At 65.5% G+C, this 19,986-nt stretch carries 7 protein-coding genes and 1 pseudogene; 7 read left to right on the forward strand and 1 reads right to left on the reverse strand.

Annotation, left to right across the window (positions count from 1 at the left end; genetic code table 11):
- A pseudogene (locus GIW28_RS09130) lies at window positions 1–272 on the reverse strand (hypothetical protein); the annotation flags it as partial.
- A 331-nt stretch (window positions 273–603) separates the two neighbouring features.
- Between GIW28_RS09130 and GIW28_RS09135 the strand changes: the two are divergent.
- The 7 genes from GIW28_RS09135 to GIW28_RS09165 all read left to right on the forward strand — a co-directional run bounded on the left by GIW28_RS09135 (window position 604) and on the right by GIW28_RS09165 (window position 19,984).
- The gene (locus tag GIW28_RS09135; protein ID WP_236446801.1) at window positions 604–1,410 is read left to right on the forward strand and encodes an ABC transporter ATP-binding protein; all 807 of its coding nucleotides are present in this window, start codon (window positions 604–606) and stop codon (window positions 1,408–1,410) included.
- A complete protein-coding gene (locus GIW28_RS09140; RefSeq protein WP_236446803.1) occupies window positions 1,407–2,390 on the forward strand; it encodes a FecCD family ABC transporter permease in 984 nt (327 codons plus the stop codon). The genes GIW28_RS09135 and GIW28_RS09140 overlap by 4 nt, the downstream gene beginning before the upstream one ends.
- Window positions 2,387–3,427, forward strand: a complete 1,041-nt coding sequence (locus tag GIW28_RS09145; protein WP_236446805.1) for a FecCD family ABC transporter permease — start codon at window positions 2,387–2,389, stop codon at window positions 3,425–3,427. The genes GIW28_RS09140 and GIW28_RS09145 overlap by 4 nt, the downstream gene beginning before the upstream one ends.
- A 28-nt stretch (window positions 3,428–3,455) precedes the next feature.
- The gene (locus tag GIW28_RS09150; protein WP_236446808.1) at window positions 3,456–4,394 is read left to right on the forward strand and encodes an ABC transporter substrate-binding protein; all 939 of its coding nucleotides are present in this window, start codon (window positions 3,456–3,458) and stop codon (window positions 4,392–4,394) included.
- A 194-nt stretch (window positions 4,395–4,588) separates the two neighbouring features.
- Window positions 4,589–5,581, forward strand: coding sequence for a TauD/TfdA family dioxygenase (locus GIW28_RS09155; RefSeq protein ID WP_236446810.1), 993 nt, complete (start codon window positions 4,589–4,591; stop codon window positions 5,579–5,581).
- A 67-nt stretch (window positions 5,582–5,648) separates the two neighbouring features.
- On the forward strand, window positions 5,649–10,454 hold the full coding sequence (locus GIW28_RS09160; RefSeq protein WP_236446812.1) for a non-ribosomal peptide synthetase: 4,806 nt from the start codon (window positions 5,649–5,651) through the stop codon (window positions 10,452–10,454).
- Window positions 10,455–10,504: 50 nt separating this feature from the next.
- A complete protein-coding gene (locus GIW28_RS09165) occupies window positions 10,505–19,984 on the forward strand; it encodes a non-ribosomal peptide synthetase (protein ID WP_236458957.1) in 9,480 nt (3,159 codons plus the stop codon).
- The last annotated feature ends 2 nt before the right edge of the window (window positions 19,985–19,986 follow it).

A 19,986-nucleotide genomic window follows, 5' to 3' on the forward strand; every position in this document is an offset into this window, starting at 1 on the left:
TGCGGCGTCTCGGTGATCGGCGTGTCGGTCTTGGTAGCGCTCATGTTGCGTTTGGCTACATAGCCGACCACATGCTCGGTGGGCTGTTCAACGCTTTGCCCGGTAACGTTGATGGCATCAATCTCCAGGGGCGCAGCCGTGGGGGACTGGTTAGTCTCAGCGGCATGCAGGCTGCCCGAGCCCAGGCTGGCCATGGCCAGTGCTAGTGCGGTAAGGCTGAAGGCTGGGCGTCGGGCGAAACGTTCGGGGCTTAGGTGCGTAACCTGGCGCATGGCGAAGGAACATCCTCTGGTCTTCTGGTATGTGTGCGCAATGCGGAGGACTTTCTGTGATCCTTCACGCCAGTGCGCCGTGGCAGTCAGCAATAGCGGGCGAACTCTACATCTAAATGAGAAATATTTGTACTAGCTCACGCGTTATTGTCATCACCAAGATATTACTGCAAGCTAATGCGCATAAATGTTCAAGGCCTGGACGCTGCCTGATAGGCAATGTCCGCCCTGGGCTGGATGAAATTCGCGGTGAACCCGCATGCCCGGCAATCTGCGCTGGCTCTGAGCCAAGAGGGCGCTGGCGCGGTGGTTCGAATTCGAGTGTGTATGCATGTTGAAAGCGATGGGGCTTCAGCTTCAATTCGACGGATTGAAGGTGCTGGATGACATCAGTCTGACCATTCCCGAGGGCTGCTTTACCGCATTGATCGGGGCAAATGGTTGTGGCAAGACCACGTTGCTGAACGTGCTGGCGCGCATGCTACGCCCGGCCAGCGGCGACGTACTGCTGCAGGGTAAGCCCCATGTTCAGCTCTCGCGACGTGATCTGGCCAGGCAAATCGCGCTGTTGCCGCAACGCACCGCTTCGCCTGCCGGGATAACCGTGCGCGAACTGGTCATTCAGGGGCGCTATCCCTGGCAAAGCTGGTGGCAGCAGTGGAGTGACGCCGATCAGCAGGCGATCGACCGCGCCGTGGCACTGGCCGACGTCGGCATGCTGCTGGACCGCACCCTCACCAGCCTGTCTGGGGGGCAGTTACAGCGTTGCTGGATTGCCATGACTCTGGCGCAGGAGACCCCGGTCATCCTGCTCGACGAGCCCACCACCTTTCTCGACATCGCTCATCAAATCGCCTTGCTCGAATTGCTCGCCGAGCTGCGTGACCAGGGCCGCACTGTCGTCGCGGTTCTGCATGACCTCAACCAGGCTGCGCGCTATGCCGATCAACTGGTGATGTTGCGTCAGGGCAAGGTGCACGCCCAGGGCACGCCTGCCGAGGTCTTCACTCCGGCCAACCTCAAGGCTGTGTTCGATCTGGATGCGCATATTCTCATCGATCCACATTCCGGTGATCCTCTGTGCGTGCCGGCTTCGCCTGCTCGCCTGCGCGCGCTCGACAGCCAGGTAGCCCGATGACGGCTGGGTGGCGTTGGCCGATCTGGTTATCGATCGTGATCGGCATCGGCCTGGCGTCGACGCTGCACCTGGCAGTGGGGGCCAAGTCGATCCCCTGGAGCGATGTCTGGCAGGCGTTGCTGGCGTATGACCCGAGTAATTCTGATCACAGCGTCATCCGCGGTTCGCGCCTGCCGCGCCTGTGGGTGGCGATGACTGTGGGCGCCTGCCTGGGGCTGGCCGGCACGGTGATGCAGGCGGTGGGCGACAATCCGTTGGCCGACCCGGGCATCCTCGGCATCAACAGTGGTGCGGCCTTGTTCGTGGTCATTGGCTTGCTGGTGCTACCCGGCAATGACATGACCATGATTCCGCTGTTTGCCTTCAGCGGCGCTCTGGTGGCCGCCATCGGCGTCATGCTGCTGGCCGGGCGCACGCCCAATCCGGTGCGCCTGACGCTTTCCGGAGCGATGATGGCCGCGCTGTTCGGCGCCATCACCGCGATTCTGCTGCTGCTCGATCAGCAGGGGCTGGACAGCCTGCGTCGCTGGCTGACCGGCTCGCTGGGTATAAGCGGGGCAAACCTGCCAAGCTGGCTATGGCCCTACCTGATCGTCGGCATGTTGCTGTGCCTGATCAATGTGCGGGCGTTGAATGCCTATCGGCTAGGCGCGCAGGTGGCCTCCAGCATGGGCGTCAACCTGTTGCGTATGCGGCTGTTGAGTTTGGTGGCCGTGGTGCTACTGTCCGGTTGCGCGGTGGCGTTGGCTGGCCCCATAGGCTTTGTCGGGCTGGTAGTACCGCATGCGGCGCGGCTGCTGGTCGGCCACGACCTGCGACAGCTGCTGCTGGCCGCGCCGCTGCTGGGCGGCTTGCTGCTGGTGCTGGCCGATGTGGTGGCGCGCACCTTGGTGAGCCCGTACGAACTCAATACCGGCATCGTCACCGCGCTGATCGGCGGCCCGGTATTCGTCGCGCTGGTACTGAGGAAGCTCAAGTGAGTCGCTGGCTGACCACGCCAAGGCGTTGCCCCGGGTTGCCCTGGATCGGTCGACCCATCGATGTGTTGGCGGCGTCAGTGTTGCTCTTGTTGCTGACGGGCCTGACGCTGTACGCGGCGAGCGTAGGCAGCTACACGACGGGCATGGCTCAGCTCTGGCAGAACCTGTTCGCCGATGAGACGGCGCTGTCGGCCAACGTGCTATGGGAGTTGCGCCTGCCGCGCATCCTGCTGGCGATACTCGGGGGCGCGGCGATGGCTCTGGCGGGCGTGTTGATGCAGTCACTGACGCGCAACCCACTAGCTGCGCCGGGATTGGTCGGGGTGGAGGCGGGCGCGAGCGTCACCATGTTGCTGATCCTGGTGCTGTGGCCGGAGGCCTTGCCGCTGCCGCTCTATCCTCTGGCAGCGTTGCTCGGGGGGCTGGCGGTGGCGCTGTTTATCGTCGCGCTATCCTGGCGCGGTGGCATTGCCCCGCTGCGCCTGATTCTAGTTGGCGTGGGGCTGACGGCCATGCTCGGTGCCGTCGCCGATCTGTTGATCACCTACGGCAATATCGATCGGGTCGAATCGGCGCTGATGTGGCTTGGCGGCAGCCTGCATCGCAGTGGTTGGCCGCAGGTGCAGAGCCTGCTGATCTGGCTGCTGGTGGCGGGCATGCCCCTGTTGTTCTGTCATCGCCAGCTCAATCTCCTGCAGTTGGGCGAGAGCGTGGCGCTCAGTCGCGGCCTGAATGCACCGGTGATAATGCTCCTGCTGTTGCTGTGCAGCGTCACGTTGACTGCGGCAACGGTGGCCAATATCGGCGTGATGACCTTCGTTGGCCTGGTCGCGCCGCACCTGGCGCGGCAGTTGTGCGGTGACCGGCATGGCGCGTTGTTGCCGCTGTCGGCCCTCTTCGGGGCCGTACTGGTTCTGCTGGGTGACACTCTGGGGCGCGCCTTGCTGCCGCCGTTGCAACTGCCGGCCGGTCTGGTGGTGGCGATTATCGGTGCGCCTTATCTGTTGATTTTGCTGGCGCGGCAACGTAACCGTTGACGCGTCGTCACTGAAGGACATGACGAAGATGATGGTGAAGTTCAAAGCCCTTTCCCTGCTGGCCTGTGTACTGCTGGGCCTGAGTTCGATGCAGGCTGTCGCCGCGGACACCCGTGTGTTCGAGAACCGTTTCGGCCGTGTCGAAGTGCCAGTCGCACCGCGTTGCGTGGTATCCCTGCATGACCTCAGCCTGACCACCCAACTGCTCGAGCTGGGCATAACCCCTTGCGGGTCCACGGGGCGCAAGAAGCTGTTCTCGGACGTGTTGTTCCGTGGCGCTCAGCAGCGCTTCGATGTTTCCGGCATTCGCTATGTCGGTTCGCACCAGTCGCCCGATCTCGAGGCCATCGCGGCGCTCAAGCCTGACCTGATCATCGGGCTGTCCTATCACCAAGACCTGAAAGAGCGCCTCAGCCGCATCGCCCCGGTGGTGCTGCTGCCGGCGCGCGAGGCCGACATCAAGACTTACGCCAAGGAGCTGGCCGAACTGGTAGGCAAGCAGCAGCGCTACCAGAAGCTGCTGAACGAATACGAATGGATCGTCGGCGAATTCGCCAAGCGGGTGAAGGAGCCGGGGCGTATCACGGTAACCACTCTGGAGGTCTATCCGGACGGTTTCCAGCTGATCGGCCGTTCCGGCATGGATGACGTAATCGCCGACTTCGGCCTGGGACGCGTGTCGGCCTTCAAGGAGGCGCGTCAGAACGTGCCTTACAGCCTGGAGCGCATTGGCGACTTCGACAGTGATTTCATCATCGATACCTATGAGGAAATGCTCGGTTCTGAGGCTGGCACCGAGGCCTTCCGCCGTTCGCCGCAGTGGCAGAACCTCTTCGCGGTGAAGAACCACCAGTTCCTATATTTCAACCGCAGTCGTTTTGCCGACACCATGCAAGGCATGATCGGCTCGGCCTACCTGCTGCTGTCGCATATCGGCGAACGCGATTACAACCTGCAGGAAAAGTGAGCCAGCCCGCCTGAGTAAGCGGCTACAGCCGCCCAGATGATGGCTAAGTAATGCCTCGAGCTCTGCTGCTTCGCGGCTTGTGTGCAGCAGTAAGTGCCCGGAGCGCCAAGCTCAAGTAATATTAATTCCTGTTTGATAATGAGTCGGTTTTGCGATAATTTTGTGCTCTTCGTCAGTAGCACCAAGGAACGCAGATGCTTACCGATTTGCTCAACCGTGCAAACCATTCACTCGATGAGGTTCAGGCGGGTGTCGAGGGACCGCTGCCCTTCGTGTTGCGCGCCCCTGTGCCAGGCGACTCCTGGCGTGATCACGCAGAGCTCATCCGGCGTGCCGCCGACAGCGAGCTGCAGACCACCGGTGGCATCCTCTTTCGCGATTTCGCCTTTCGTGACGCCAACGACTTCGAGGATTTCGCCCGCAGTTTCGGTCACGATCTACTGACCTACGACTACGCCTCCACGCCACGCACCAAGCTCAACAGCCGCGTCTATACCTCGACCGAATACCCCGCTCACCAGGTCATTCCGCTGCACAACGAGCAGTCCTACTCGTTGAACTGGCCAATGAAAATCTGGTTTCACTGCATCCAGGCCGCGCCGGTCGGCGGTGAGACGCCCATCGCCGACAGTCGCCTGGTCTATCAGCGCATCGATCCCGCCATCCGCCAGCGTTTCACCGACAAGCGCCTGATGTACGTGCGCAACTACGGCAATGGTTTGGATCTCTCCTGGCAGCAGGCATTCAGCACCGAGGACCGCAGCGAGGTCGAGCGCTTCTGTCGGCTCAGCCACATCGACTTCGAGTGGAAGGACGACGGCGAGCTGCGTACGCGCCAGGTCTGCCAGGCCGTCGCGCAGCACCCGGTCACCGGGGAGTGGGTCTGGTTCAACCAGGCGCATCTGTTTCACATCTCCAATCTCCCGGCAGCGCTACGCGAAACGCTGGTGTCGATTGTCGGCGAGGAGGGCGTGCCGCGTAACGTCTTCTACGGTGATGGCTCGCCCATCGAACTGGAGGCGCTGGAGCATGTGCGCGATGTCCTGCAGCGCACCCAGATCAGCTTCTCCTGGCAGGCAGGCGATGCGCTGATGCTCGACAACATGCTGGTCGCCCATGGTCGCTCCACCTTCCAGGGGGCACGCAAGGTGGTGGTGGCCATGGCCGAGCCCGCCTCGGCCGTCTGACGCTGAATAATCCTCAAAGCCACTACCAGGGTGGCTGACCTTGAATCCGCACGATGAAGGACGACACATGCTCGATCGCTTGATGCATGACTGCTGGCTGCGCGGTATCCGCATGTCCGCGAGCGAAGGCCGCCTGATGATTTCCACTGGCTTGCCTGAGGCCCTGAGTACCGAGCTGGAGCGTGAGCTGCAAGCGCGCAGTGCTGAAATTCTGCCTTGGTTGGCGCGCCACCCCGACTACTTCCAGGCGCGCCCACTCAACGATAACGAGCAGGCCCTGTGGTTCCTGCAGCGTATGGAACCCGGCAGTTGCGCCTACAACATCGCCTTGGCCGGGCGTATCAGGCCGCAGTACCTCTGGGCGGATCTGCCGCATCGTTTGGAGCGGGCCTGGCAGGCGGTGCAGCAGCGTTATCCGCACCTGTGCAGTGCCTATGTCGAGCGTGATGGTGAGTTGCTGCAGTGGGACAGCCGCCCGCATCCCACCTCACTGCAATGCGAAATCTGGCAGGGCGCGGAGGCGGCCAGTGTGCAGCAACGTGTCATCGAGCTGGCCGACAAACCCTTCGACCTGGCTGCCGGTGAGATCAGCCGGCTGGTGCTGTTGAGCAACCAGTTGGGCGACCGTGTCGAGCACACGGTGCTGCTCGGCATCCACCATATCGCCTCCGACCTGACCACCTTCGACGTGCTGTTCAGTGAGCTGTTCGCCCTGGTCGATGGCGACGTGCTTGCCGATATCGATCCCGAGGCCTATCGCAACTGGTCCAGCGCGTTGTACCTGCGCAGCGAGGCGATCGAGGCCGAGGAACTCACCTGGTGGCAGGCGCAACTGGCCAATGCGCCGACGCTGGAGCTGCCCACCGACTTCGCCCATGGCAGCACCCAGGGCTTCGAGGGCGGAGAGCTGTCGTTCCATTTTGGCGCGGAAAACAGCGAGCGGCTGCTTTCGGTCGCTAAAAGCCTGGGAGTGACGCCCTACGTCTATTGGTTCTCACTGTTCCAGCAATTTCTCGGGGTGCTGTCCGGGCAGGAAGATTTCGTTCTCGGTACGCCCAGTGGCTGGCGCCTGAAGCGCGAGCAGGCCGAACTGCCGGGCTATCTGGTCAACCCGTTGCCGGTGCGCTGCCGTTTGCGTCGTGACCTGTCCAGCGCTGAGTGGGCCAAGCAAGTGGCTGCCACTGTCCGACAGACCTTGCGCCATCGTCACTATCCCTTCGCGCGCCTGGCCAAGCATCTGGATCTGCCGCGGCAGAAGGGCCGGGCACCGGTGTTCCAGCACATGTTCACGCTGAACAAGGAGCGTGACGTGCCGTTTGAGCGCTACATCGAGCGCATGATTGGCGAGCAGCGTGGTGCGGCCCACGAATTGAACCTGGTGATCATCGATGACCTGCCCGAGTTCGTCGGGCGCTGGCGTTACAGCAAGGCGCTGTATCGGCGCGAGAGCGTCGAGCGTTTTCAGGCGCAGTTCCTTGCCCTGGTCATGGCGGCCATGGAGCAGCCGGACGTGCCGTTTGCCGAATTGGACTGGCTGCCTCTGGAGCAGCGTTCGCAATTGTCTGGCGAGCGCCTGCCGGTACCGGAAGAGAGCGCCTGGAAGGCGTTTGCCAAGCACTGCATGGAGAAGCCCCAGGCCATTGCCCTGGAGGATCAGCAGGGGCAGCTGAGCTATGCCGAACTGGCCAGGGCCGTGGTCGCCCGTGGCGAGCGCCTGCACGGTTCGCTGAGTGCGAGCGGTGATAGGGTTGCCCTTTGCCTGCCGCGCAGCCGCGAACTGGTGATGCACATGCTCGCCGCGTGGCAGTGCGGCGCGACCTATCTGGCCCTCGACCCGCAGTGGCCCGAGTCGCGTCTGCAGGACATCTGCCTGGATGCAACGCCCAGGGTCTATGTGGGTGAGGGCGAACGGCCAAACTGGTTACCGACGCAGGTGCAGTGGCTGGCCGTGCCGGTCGAGGCGCTGTTCAGCGATGCGCCGCTGCGCACCAGCGTGCCGGCGGACTTGCCGGCCTACGTGGTCTACACCTCCGGCTCCAGCGGGCGGCCCAAGGGCGTGGAGGTGACCCAGGGCAACCTTGTTCACTATGTCAGCGCCTGCCTGGCACGCCTGCGCTTGAGCGCCGACGCCAGCCTGACGAGCCTCGCCAGTTGCGCCACGGATCTGGGCCACACCGCCTTGTTCGGCGCGCTGCTCAGCGGCCGGCGCTTGCGCCTGCTGGACGAAGCGCTGGCCTTCGATGCCGAGGAGCTGGCGGCGCTGCTCGGGCAGCAGCCCGTGGACATGCTGAAGATCGTGCCCTCACACCTCAACGCCCTGCTGGTGGCCAGCGAGCCGCAGCGCCTGTTGCCGCGCCAGTGCCTGGTACTCGGTGGCGAAGCCCTGGGCGCCGATCTGCTGGCGCGAGTGCGCGCCCTAAGCCCGCAGCTGCGCATCGTCAACCACTACGGGCCCAGCGAAACCACGGTGGGCGTGCTGACCCACGACGTCGAAGGTGAGGGTGATGCACCGCTCGGACGCCCCTTGGGCAACGTGCGAGTCAGCGTGCGCGGGCCGGATGGCGCAGTGCTGCCGGCTGGCGTCAGCGGCGAGTTGTATATCGAGGGCGCGACCGTGGCGCGTGGCTACCTGAGTGCCAGCGAGGCCGATCGGGCGCGCTTCGGTGCACAGGGTTACCGCACGGGTGACCGGGCACGCCTCGATCATCTGGGGCGGGTGCTGTTCCTCGGGCGCCTGGACGAGCAGGTGAAGATTCGCGGCTACCGCGTCGAGCCTTCGGAAGTGGCGGCGCAACTGCGTTCGCTGCCACAGGTTGATGACGTGCGCGTGCTCAACGCACCGACTCCATTGACCGGCAACCGCCTGGTGGCCTTCCTGGTCGCCGGGCCGAACGCACTGGCGGACATTCAGGCCGCGTTGCAGGCACGCCTGCCGGACTACATGCAACCGGCGCAGTGGCATTGCCTGGAGGCGATGCCACTGCTGGCCAATGGCAAGGTCGATCGTCAGGCGTTGTTGAACCTGGCCGAGCAAGCACCGGGCAATCTCAAGGCGCGTACCGAACAGCCGTTGAGTGCATTGGAAAGGTCCTTGCTGGCGATCTGGTGTGAACTGCTGGGTAACCCGAACATCGGCCCGGACGACAACTTCTTCGCCCATGGCGGCGATTCGATTCTCGGCCTGCAGATCATTGCCCGCGCACGCCAGGAACAGATTACCCTCACCCCCAAGCAGCTGTTCGCCGAGCCCAGTGTGCGTGCGCTGGCGCGGGTGGCGCAGACGCCACAGCGCGCCAAGGTCGAGCGGCTGCTGGTGATTGCCCGGGGGATTCTGGAAAAGCCCGAGCTGCAAGCCGACGACAACTTCTTCGCAGTCGGTGGCGACTCGATCCTCAGCCTGCAGATCATCGCCCGTGCCAAGCAGCAGGGCCTGCAGCTCAAGCCCAAGCAGATCTTCGAGTTCCCTTCGGTCAGCGGCTGGGCCGAGCAGGCCGTGGACCTCGCCAGTGTGGCCGAGCACGCCAAGGTCGATAGCGCCGAGCCGAGCGCCGCTTTCGCGCTGACGCCGATCCAGGCCTGGTTCTTCGACCAGCGGCAGACTTCGCCACAGTACTGGAACCAGTCCCTGTTGCTGGCCGTTCACCAGCCGCTGGAACCGGCGCGCTTGGCCCAGGCACTGGCGAGTTTGTTGCCGCGTCACAGCAGCCTGCGGTTGATCTTCGAGCAGAGCGTGCAGGGCTGGCAGCAACGCTATCAGCCGCTGTCGGCGGCGATGGCCGACACGCTGCTACAGGTGGTCGAACAGCCGCTGGACGACGCGCTGCTGCAGCAGTGGCAGCAGGGCTGGCAACTGGATCGAGCTCCGTTGATCCGCTGGGTATATTTCACCGGCAGCGGGCACCTGCTGTGCACGGCGCATCACCTGCTGGTCGATGCGGTGTCCTGGCAGGTGCTGCTCGAGGAGCTGGGAAGCCTGTACCACGACCCGCATGTTTCGTTGCCGGCGGTTTCCACCCGCTTCCATCTCTGGAGCGAGGCCTTGCAGCGTCATCGCCAGGCCCCCGAGGTGCTGGCCCAGCTCGACTACTGGCAGGCGCAGTTGGCCGAGGAGGGCGAGGTCGCCCGTGATGTCAGCCTGTATGGCGAAAGCCGCACGCTGGAAACGAAACTGTCCCTTGAGAAAACCGAATGGTTGCTGGGCGACTGCCATGGGGCCTACAGCACCCAGGTGCAGGATCTGCTGGTCGCGGCACTGGCTGGCGTGATCGGCCAATGGCTGGGGCGCGAGCAGGTCACCCTGGAGATGGAGAGCCACGGTCGCAGTGGCTGGGAGCAGGGCCCGGATCTGTCGCGCTCGGTGGGTTGGCACACCAGCCGCTACCCGTTGGCCGTTCGTGCCGCCGAACAGCCGGAGGAGGCGATCATCGCCGCCAAGGAGGCATTGCGCCGCGTACCGGAACAGGGCATCGGCTACGGCCTGCTGCGCCTCGATCCACAGCACGGGCTTGGTGCTGCTTCGCTGCTTACCTTCAACTACCTGGGCCGGGTCGACCAGTGGCTGGGTGGTTCGCGCCTGTGGCGCCTGGCGCAGCCGCTGTGCCCGGCGATGCGCGCCGCCGATACTCGCCGCACCCATCTGCTCGACGTGACCGCCCTGGTCGATCAGGGCCAGTTGCACATGGAATGGCGTTACGCCCCGCACGTGCATGACCAGGCCCTGATTGGCACACTGGCGCAGCAGTTCCAGCAGGGTATCGAAGCTCTGCTCGAACACTGTCTGGCCCCCGAGGCTGGTCGCGCAACCGCTGCCGACTTCGCCGACTCGGGGCTTTCCGACGACGAATTTCTCGGTCTGCTCGAGCAACTGCAATGAGCACCCCTGGCGCCCCTACATCCCCAGCCCATGGCAAGGAGACCCTCGGCATGAACGACAAGGTCAAAGCACTTTCCCGCAATATCGAGGCCATCTATCCCCTGGCTCCTATGCAGCAGGGGTTGCTGTTTCACAGCCTGATGCACCTGGGCAAGGGCATGTACCTGCTGCAGTACCGCCATGTGATGGTGCTGCCGCAACTCGATCTGCAGGCGTTCCGCCAGGCCTGGGCACAGGTGGTGGAGCGCCACGAGCTGCTGCGCACCTCCTTCGTCTGGAAGCAACAAAAGCGGCCGATGCAGGTGGTGCACAAGCAGGTCGAACTGCCGATCAGCTATGAGGACTGGTCGGATATCGACGAGGCCGAGCAGCAGGGGCGTCTGGAGCATATGCTGGCCGAGGAGCGTCGCGAGGGGCTGGATTTCACCCAGGCACCGCTGATGCGTGTGCGCCTGTTCAAGCTGGCCCCGGACACCTACCAGTTCGTGCGCAGCTATCACCACATCCTCATGGATGCCTGGTGCTTCTCCATCATCATGATGGACTTTCTCGACGGTTACCGCGCCGCGCGTGAGGGGCGGCGTCTGGAGCTGCCCAAGCCACGCCCGTACCGCGACTTCATCCGCTGGCTGGAGCAGCAAAAGCCTGAGGATCATCAGACTTTCTGGCAGCAGCGCCTGGCCGGTTTCGACACCCCCACCGAGTTCGGTTTCGGCCATCCTGGCCGCGTGATCGATGCGCCGGAGCCGGTGGAGGATTGCGTCGAGCACCTCAGCGCCGAGCAGACGCAGGGCCTGCAGCAGGCCGCCAGCGGTCTGGGCATCACCCTCAACACTCTGGTGCAGGGTGCCTGGGCCTTGGTGCTGGCGCGCTACAGCGGTAATCGTGACCTGCTGTTCGGCGTCACCGTGGCCGGGCGCCCGGTGCACATGCAGGGCATGGAGAGCATCGTCGGGCTGTTCATCAACAGCCTGCCGCTGCGCTGGAGCTGGCAACCGCAGCAGTCCCTCGGTGCCTGGCTCAAGGCCTTGCAGGCCGAGAACCTGAGCCTGCGCGAACATGAAAACGTGTCGTTGGCGCAGATTCAGAGCTGGAGCGAGGTTCAGCGCCAGGATCTGTTCCAGAGCCTGTTCGTCTTTGAGAACGCGCCGATCTCCGCCAGCCTGCGCCAGGGCCAGTTGGACTACCTGATCAGCGACATGGCCAACCGCACCCACACCAACTATCCGGTTACCGTAGTAATCGTGCCCGGCGAGCGCCTGCACCTGCAGTTGACCTACCAGACCGACTGGTTCCTGCGCGAGGAAGTCGAGCAGATGCTGCGCCACTTCCGCACGCTGCTGCTGAACATGGGCGACAGCCTGGCCAGCGAGGCGGATATCCCGTTGCAACGCATCGCCATGCTCGATGCGGCGGAGATCGCCCAACAGCACGCCTGGGCCAGTGGTGACCTGGCGGCGGACCCGGCGCAACTGCAGCCGCTGTACGTCGAGCGCCTGCAACAGCAGGTGCGTCGCACCCCCGAGCGAATCGCCGTGGTGCATGGCGAGCACAGCCTGAGCTTCGATCAGTTGAACCGGGCAGCCAACCGGCTGGCCCGTCATCTGCGCGCCAATGGCGTTCAGGACGGCGACCTGCTGGCGTTGCTCGATGAGCGTGGCCTCGACCTGGTGGTAATGATCCTCGCCACACTCAAGGCTGGCGCCGGCTGGCTGCCCCTGGACCCGCGCAATCCGCCGCAACGCCTGGCCCAAGTGCTCACCCAGAGCCGTTCGCCGCTGCTGCTGCATGGCGTGGAGCAGGGTGAGCTCGCACGGCAGGCGCTGCAGCAGATGGCGCAGCCGCCGGCGGCGATCCGCTACGAGCCAGCGGCTCTGAGCGGCTACAGCGATGCCGACCTGGACATCCCCGTGCATGGCCTTTCGCTTGCCTACTGCATCTTCACCTCGGGCTCCACCGGCACGCCCAAGGGGGCGATGGTGGCTCACGCCGGCATGCTCAACAACATGATTGGCAAGTTGCCGGGCCTGGGCCTGAATGAAGATGATGTGATCGCCCAGAGCGCGCCGCAGTGCTTCGACATCTCCGTCTGGCAGACCCTCGCCGGCCTGGTGCTGGGGGCGCGCACGGTGATTCTCGGCGACTGCGTGATTCAGAACCCCGAGGCGCTGGCCGAGGCCATCGCTCGCCATGGCGTGAGTATTCTCGAAGCGGTGCCGTCGCTGATGCAGAGCCTGCTCGAAGCGGGCTTGGAGCGCACCGCACTGCGCTGGGTATTGGCCACTGGCGAGGCGCTGCCACCGGCGCTGGCGCGGCGCTGGTTCGAGCGCTACCCCGGCATCCCGCTGATGAACGCCTACGGCCCGGCCGAATGCTCCGACGACGTGGCCTTCCATCCGCTCACCGAGCGCCTGGCTGAGTCTCGCAGCAGTGTGCCGATTGGTCGCGCCACCCTGAACAACCGTCTGTACCTGCTCGATACTGATTTGCAATCGGTGCCGCGCGGTGCGGTGGGAGAAATCTTCGTCGCCGGCGTGGGGGTTGGCCGTGGCTATATGGCCGACCCGGCACGCACGGCGGCGGTGTTTTTGCCCGACCCCATCGCCAACGACGGCAGCCGCCTGTATCGCACCGGCGATCTGGCGCGTTTCCTGGCCAATGGCGAGCTGGAGTACGTCGGTCGTACCGACCACCAGGTGAAGATTCGCGGCCACCGTATCGAGCTGGACGAGATCGAAGCCTGCCTGACCCGTTACCCCGGCGTGCGTGAAGCAGTGCTGCTGGCCCGTGACGACCAGCAGCGCGCCAAGGTGCTGGTCGCCTACCTGGTGGCCGAGCCACAGCCCTCCATCGAGGCGCTGCGCGAGTTCGTTACCTCCAACCTACCGCCCTACATGCTGCCCAGCGCTTTCATGCTGCTCGAACGCATGCCGCTCAACGCCAACGGCAAGATCGACCGCAAAGCCCTGCCGGCGCCCGACTTCGCCGCGCAGAGCGAGGCGCGCTACGTGGCGCCAAGCAGTGAGCTGCAAGCGCAGTTGGCCGAAGCCTGGCAGGGCGTGCTGGGGCTCGCGCGGGTCGGCATTCAGGATCACTTCTTCGAGCTGGGCGGGCATTCGCTGCTGGCCACGCAACTGATCGGCCAGATCGGCAAGCTTAGCGGCAAGGAACTGCCCCTGCGCGTGGTCTTCGAGCGCCCGACCATCGCCGCCATGGCCGAGTGGCTGGAACAACAGCAGCCCGGCGAGAAAACCACGCCGATGCGCCTGCCGCGTCCGCAGACACTACCGCTGTCATTTGCCCAGCAGCGCCTGTGGTTCCTCCAGCAACTGCAGCCGCAAAGCCCGGCCTACAACCTGGCCGGCGCGGTTCGCCTGAGCGGCGACCTGCATGTTGCTGACCTGCAGGCAGCTCTGCAGGCCCTGGTCGATCAGCACGAAGTCCTGCGTACCCGTTTTGTCAGCGACGGCGGTGAGCCGTCGCAGCTCATTCTCGCCATGGCCGAGCTGGCCTTGCCGCTGATCGAGGTGGTCAGCGAGGCGCAGTTGCACGACCTGCTACGCCAGGACGCGATGACTCCGTTTGCCCTGGACAGCGCGCCGCTGCTGCGTGCCTGCCTGTATCGCCTCGGGCCGCAGGCGCACGTACTGGCGCTCAATTGCCACCATATCGTCGCCGATGGCTGGTCGCTGCAACTGATCATCGACGGTCTTTGCAGCCATTACCGCGAGCTGCGCCAGGGGCGTAAACCGGCGTTGGCCGAGGCGCCGATGCAGTACGCCGACTATGCCCTGTGGCAACGCCAGTGGATGGACAGCGCCGCCTGCCAGGACGAGCTGGCCTACTGGCGCGAGCAGCTGTCTGGCGAATTGCCGGTGCTCGAGCTGGCCGCGGACTTCCCTCGGCCGGCCCATGCCAGCCAGGCCGGCGGGCGCGTCGAGCAACGCCTCCCGGATGCGCTGGCGGCGCGCCTGCGGGCATTCAGCGCGAGCCAGGGCTGGAGCAACTTCATCCCCATGCTCTGCGCCTTCCAGCTGCTGCTGCGCAGCCGCAGTGGCGAGCACGACATCCTCGTCGGGGTGCCGGCCGCCAACCGCCATCACGCGGCGTTGCAGCCGCTGGTGGGCTGCTTCGTCAATACTCTGGTCTATCGCCAGAAGCTTTCCGGCACGGCCAGCCTGCTGAAACTGATGCGCGAGTTGCAGGCGCTGTCCGTGGCGGTGCAGTCGCATCAGGACCTGCCCTTCGACTACCTGATCGAACAGCTCGGCGTGGCCCGCCAGGTCAGCTACAACCCGTTGTTCCAAGCGATGTTCAACTACTTCCCAGGCCATGCCCTGGAGCGTTTCGACCTGACCGAGCTGATCGCCGAGCCGCTCGACAACCGCCCGGACAGCGCCCTGTGCGACTTGCATCTGGACGTGCGCGACAGCGAACACGGCATCGCCCTGAGCCTGCAGTACAGCAGCGAGCTGTTCCGTGAGCAGACCGCGCAGGCGATGCTCGAGCAGTATCTGGCGCTGCTCGATGCCGTGCTCGAACAACCGCAGCAGGTACTGGGCGAACTCGCCTGGCCGCCCGAGCAGCGCGCGCTTGCGCGCTTGCACGGTGAGCCTGTGGAGGGCCGGGAAGACATCCTGCAGGCCTTTGCACGGCAGGTCGCCGGGCAGCCTGAAGCCATCGCCGTGCAGGCCGGCGAACGGCGCCTGAGCTATGCCGAACTGAACCAGGCGGCCGACCGCCTGGCCGCTGCCTTGCAGGCCCGTGGCGTCGGCGCCGAGGATCGTGTGGCCCTGCGCCTGCCGCGCGATGCGCGGCTGCCCATGGCCATGCTGGCCATTCTCAAGGCTGGCGCCGCCTACGTGCCGCTGGCCGAGGACACCCCTGCCGAACGCGGCCGTTACATCCTTGCTCATGCGCAGCCGCGGTTGTGCCTGACCAATGCCGAGGCCCTGGCGGAACTGGCAGAGTGGGGCAGCGCCGTCGAACTGCTGGATATCGATGCGCTGACCACCACCGAGCCCTACCGCGCGCCGAGCGTGCATCCTGCCCAGCTCGCCTACGTGCTCTATACCTCGGGTTCCACCGGCCAGCCCAAGGGCGTGGCCATCGCCCGTGGCAACCTGATGAACCTCATGCTCGGCGTACAGCAGGTGCTGCCATTGACGGCGCAGGACAGGGTGCTGGCGCTGACCACAGCGACCTTCGATATCGCCATCGTCGAGCTGCTGCTACCGCTGAGTCGCGGGGCCAACATCCTGCTCGCCGACCGTGAGCAGGCACGCGACCCGCAAGCCCTCGACCGCCTGATCGAGGCCGGCCAGCCGACGGTGATGCAGGCCACCCCTGCCACCTGGCGCATGTTGGTGGCGCACACCCAGCGCAGTTGGCAGGGCGTGCGCGCGATTTCCGGTGGCGAGGCCCTGCCGTGCGCGCTGGCCGAGGCCATGGAGCAGCGTGGTGCCCAGGTGATCAACGGTTATGGGCCGACCGAGGCCACCGTCTACAGCACCTTCGAGCCGCGTCAGGGCGAGAAGGGCGGGGTGGAGGTGCCGATCGGCCGGCCGGTGGTCAATACCGCCGCCTATGTGTTGGACGCCGACTTGCAACCCGTGGCTCCGGGCGTTTCCGGCGAGCTGTACCTGGCGGGTGCCAACCTGGGGCGTGGCTATTTCGCCGCACCTGCCCTGAGTGCGGTGAGCTTCCTGCCCGATCCTTTCGTGCCGGGGGCGCGCATGTACCGCACCGGCGACCGCGTGCGGCGCAACGCCAAAGGCAGCCTGGACTACCAGGGGCGCCTGGATTTCCAGGTCAAGCTGCGTGGCTTCCGTATCGAGCTGGGCGAGATCGAGGCCCTGCTGGCGCGGCTCACCGGGGTGCGGGAAGCGGCTGTGGTGCTGCTCGGCAGCGGCGACAGCGCGCGTCTGGTGGCTTACTACTCGGTCACGCAGGCGGCGGGTGCTGACTTGGGCGACGCCGCTCTACGCGTGCAACTGGCGCAGCACCTGCCGGATTACATGCTACCGAGCCAGTTCGTGCGTCTCGACAGCTTGCCGCTGAGCCCCAGTGGCAAAGTCGAACGCAAGGCGCTGCCGGCTCCACTCCAACATGAAGGTCAGCGCGACGGCGAGCTGAGCAAACCCTGGGAGGCGCAACTGGCCGAACTGTGGTGCGAGCTGCTCGGTTGCAACGCGGTTGGCGCAGGCGACAATTTCTTCGCCCTCGGCGGCCATTCGCTGCTGGCGGCAAGGGTGGTGGCGCGCATCGCCGAGCGCTACGAGCGGCAACTGCCGCTGCGCAGCGTGTTTGAGTGCCCGACCCTGGGTGAACTGGCGGCCATCCTGGCCACTGCCGAGGGCGCAGGCGAGAGCATCCTGCGGCCATTCGGCGAGGCGACGGCGCCGCTGCACTTCACCCAGCAGCGGCTGTGGTTCCTCGACCGCTTGCAGGGCGACACCCAGGCCTACCACCTGTCACTGGCTATGCACCTGCACGGTACTCTGCAAGCCGAAGTCCTGGAACGCGCGCTGGCACAACTGGTGGAGCGCCAGCACAGCCTGCGCAGCGTGTTCAGCGAGACGCAAGCAGGCGCGCGGCAGCAGGTCGTGCAGTTGCACGGCACGCTGCTGCGCGTCGAGCCCTTGCAGCAGGATGTGCATTCGCCGGCCTTCGCCCGCACCTTGAGCGAGGAAGCGCAGCGCGCCTTCGACCTGAGCGCAACGCCGCTGTGGCGGGTGCGGCTGTATCAGGGCGAAGGTCAGAGCGTGCTGCAGGCCACCTTGCACCACATCATCGCCGACGCCCGCTCGCTGGAGATCTTCTTTGATGAGCTGCAACGCCTTTACCAGGCCGAGCTGAGCGCAACCCACGCGGCGTTGGCGCCGCTGCAGCTGCAGTTCAGCGATGTCGCCGCCAGTTGGCAGACCCCTGCCGGGCAGGCATGCATTGAAGCGCAGCTGGACTACTGGCGGCAGGCCCTGGCCGGCGAACCGCCGGTGCTGGACCTGCCCACCGACCTGCCACGTCCTGCCGAGCAGGGCTACCACGGGCGGCGCCTGCGTTTCGAGTTGCCCGTCGAGTTAGTCGAGCGCCTGCGTGGCACCGCGCAGCGCCATGGCCTGACCGCCTTCGCGCCTCTGCTGGCAGCATGGAAAGTGCTGCTGGCCAGGCATTCGGGGCAGCGCGAGCTGTGGATCGGCCTGCCGGTGGCGCAGCGTCAGCAGGCGCACACCGACAACCTCATCGGCTATTTCGCCAGCACCCAGGTGCTGCGTAGCCAGATCGACCCACTGCAATCTGTGGCGTCGTTCTGGCAGGCGTTGCAAGCCACCCACCTGAACGCGCAGCAGCACGGCGACGTGCCCTTCGAGCGGCTGGTGGAGGCTTTGCAGGTACGCCGCGATCTCAGCCATACGCCGCTGTTCCAGGCGCTGTTCAACCTGATCCAGCGCGATGACGTGGCGGCGGTCGGCCAGGGTTTTGCCGGCCTGCCGGCGCAGCGCCTGGATGTCGAGAGCGACAGCGCCCTGGTGGACATCGGCCTGCATATCGAGCAGCACGGCAGCGCCTGGCACTGCGTGCTGGAGTACAACACCGAGCTGTTCGTCGCCAGCACCATGCAACGCTACGCCGACGAGTACCGTCACCTGCTCGACGGCATGCTGGCGCGGCCCGAGGCGCGGCTGTGGGATATCGACCTGGCGAATGCCGATCATGCCCTGACACGCCGCACGTGGAACCTGCCGGCGCATGCGCTGAGCGAGACGCAGGATCTGATCGCGCGCTTCGAGCGCCAGGCCCTGCGTACCCCGGATGCACTGGCCGTGGTTTGCCAGGAGCAACGCTACAGCTATGCCCAGCTCAATGCCCTGAGCAACCGCCTGGCCCACTGGCTGCGCGCCCAGGGTGTCGGCTGCGACGATCTGGTCGCGCTGTGCCTGACCCGTGGCCCCTGGCTGCTGCCCAGCATCCTGGCGATCCACAAGGCGGGCGCGGCCTACTTGCCGCTGGATCCGCAGCAACCGGGCGAACGGCTGCGCTTCATCATCGAACATGCGCGGCCGCAACTGGTGCTCAGCGAGCAGGCCTGCGCCGACGTGCTCGGCAGTGTCGACAGCCTGGCCGTCGACCACCTGCCGCTGGACGAACAGCCAGCGCACGACCTGGCATTACCGGTGGCGCTGCTGCAGCGGGCCTACGTGATCTACACCTCGGGCTCCACCGGCACGCCGAAGGGCGTACAGGTCACCCGTGGCAACCTGAGCAACCTGCTTGCCGGCCTCGACCGCCAGTTGCCGCTGACGGCCGAGGACATCTGGCTGGCCAGCACCACCTACGCCTTCGATATGTGCAAGCCGGAGCTGTTCCTGCCGCTGCTCAAGGGCGCGAGCATCCTCCTGGCGCGTCGCGAGCAGGTGGTCGATGGTCACCGCCTGTTCGATCTGCTGCGCCGTGCCACGGTGTTCCAGGCCACCCCAGCCGGCTGGCAGATCCTGCTGGAAACCGGGCGTGACGACTGGCCGGTCCTGCGCGGCCTGATCGGCGGCGAAGCGGTGCCGGCCGAACTGGTGAGTGTGCTGCAGGCCAAGGGGGTGAGGCTGATCAACGCCTATGGCCCGACGGAAACCACCGTCTGGTCGACCACCCAGGCGCTGCGGGAAGTACCGGCCGGCGTCGCTGATATTGGCATGCCGCTGCTCAACACCCGTTGCTACGTGCTCGACGAATGCCTGCGGCCAGTGCCGCTGGGCAGCACCGGCGAGCTGTATATCGCCGGCAGCGGGGTGACCCGTGGTTACCAGCGGGCGCCGGCGATCACCGCAGCGGCGTACCTGCCCGATCCGTTCGCCAGCGAGCCTGGCAGCCGCATGTACCGCACCGGCGACTGGGTGCGTCGACGCAGCGATGGGCGCCTGGCCTATGTCGGCCGCGCCGATTTCCAGGTCAAGGTGCGTGGTTTCCGCATCGAGCCGGGTGAGATCGAATCGCTGCTGCGCCGTTACCCCGGGGTGGAAGAGGCGGTGGTCATGCTCGATGCGCGCAGCCACAGCCTGTTCGCCTGGCTGCAGGCCGCGAGCCCGGTCGACGAGGTGGCGCTGCGCCGTCATCTGGAGGGCCTGCTGCCAGCCTACATGGTGCCGGCCGGCTTCATCCAGGTGCAGCATTTCGCCCTTAATGCCAACGGCAAGATCGACCGCAAGGCCCTGCCGGCGCCGCAAGCGCAGGCCGAGCAAGGCGTGGCCCCGCGTACGGCGCTGGAGCGCGAACTGGCCGAGCTGTGGCAGGAGCTACTCGACCTGCCGCAGGTCGGCGTGCTCACCAGCTTCTTCGAACTCGGTGGCCATTCGCTGCTGGCGATGCGCCTGATGACCCGGGTGGAGAGCCGCTTCGGCGTCAAGGTCGAACTGCGCAGCCTGTTCCACAACCCGACCATTGCCGGCCTGGCCGAACAGATCGAAAACCCGCAGCGGCCTTCGACCGACCAGGCACTGGATGAGATGCAGCGTTTGCTGGCAGAGATGGAAGACTGAAG

Origin of the sequence: Pseudomonas sp. PA-5-4B (assembly GCF_021606215.1) — a bacterium.
Lineage (GTDB): Bacteria > Pseudomonadota > Gammaproteobacteria > Pseudomonadales > Pseudomonadaceae > Aquipseudomonas > Aquipseudomonas edaphica.

Coding starts and splice junctions, on each gene's coding strand:
- GIW28_RS09135 (WP_236446801.1), top strand. CDS start 604: ATGTTGAAAGCGATGGGGCTTCAGCTTCAATTCGACGGATTGAAGGTG.
- GIW28_RS09140 (WP_236446803.1), top strand. CDS start 1,407: ATGACGGCTGGGTGGCGTTGGCCGATCTGGTTATCGATCGTGATCGGC.
- GIW28_RS09150 (WP_236446808.1), top strand. CDS start 3,456: ATGATGGTGAAGTTCAAAGCCCTTTCCCTGCTGGCCTGTGTACTGCTG.
- GIW28_RS09155 (WP_236446810.1), top strand. CDS start 4,589: ATGCTTACCGATTTGCTCAACCGTGCAAACCATTCACTCGATGAGGTT.
- GIW28_RS09160 (WP_236446812.1), top strand. CDS start 5,649: ATGCTCGATCGCTTGATGCATGACTGCTGGCTGCGCGGTATCCGCATG.
- GIW28_RS09165 (WP_236458957.1), top strand. CDS start 10,505: ATGAACGACAAGGTCAAAGCACTTTCCCGCAATATCGAGGCCATCTAT.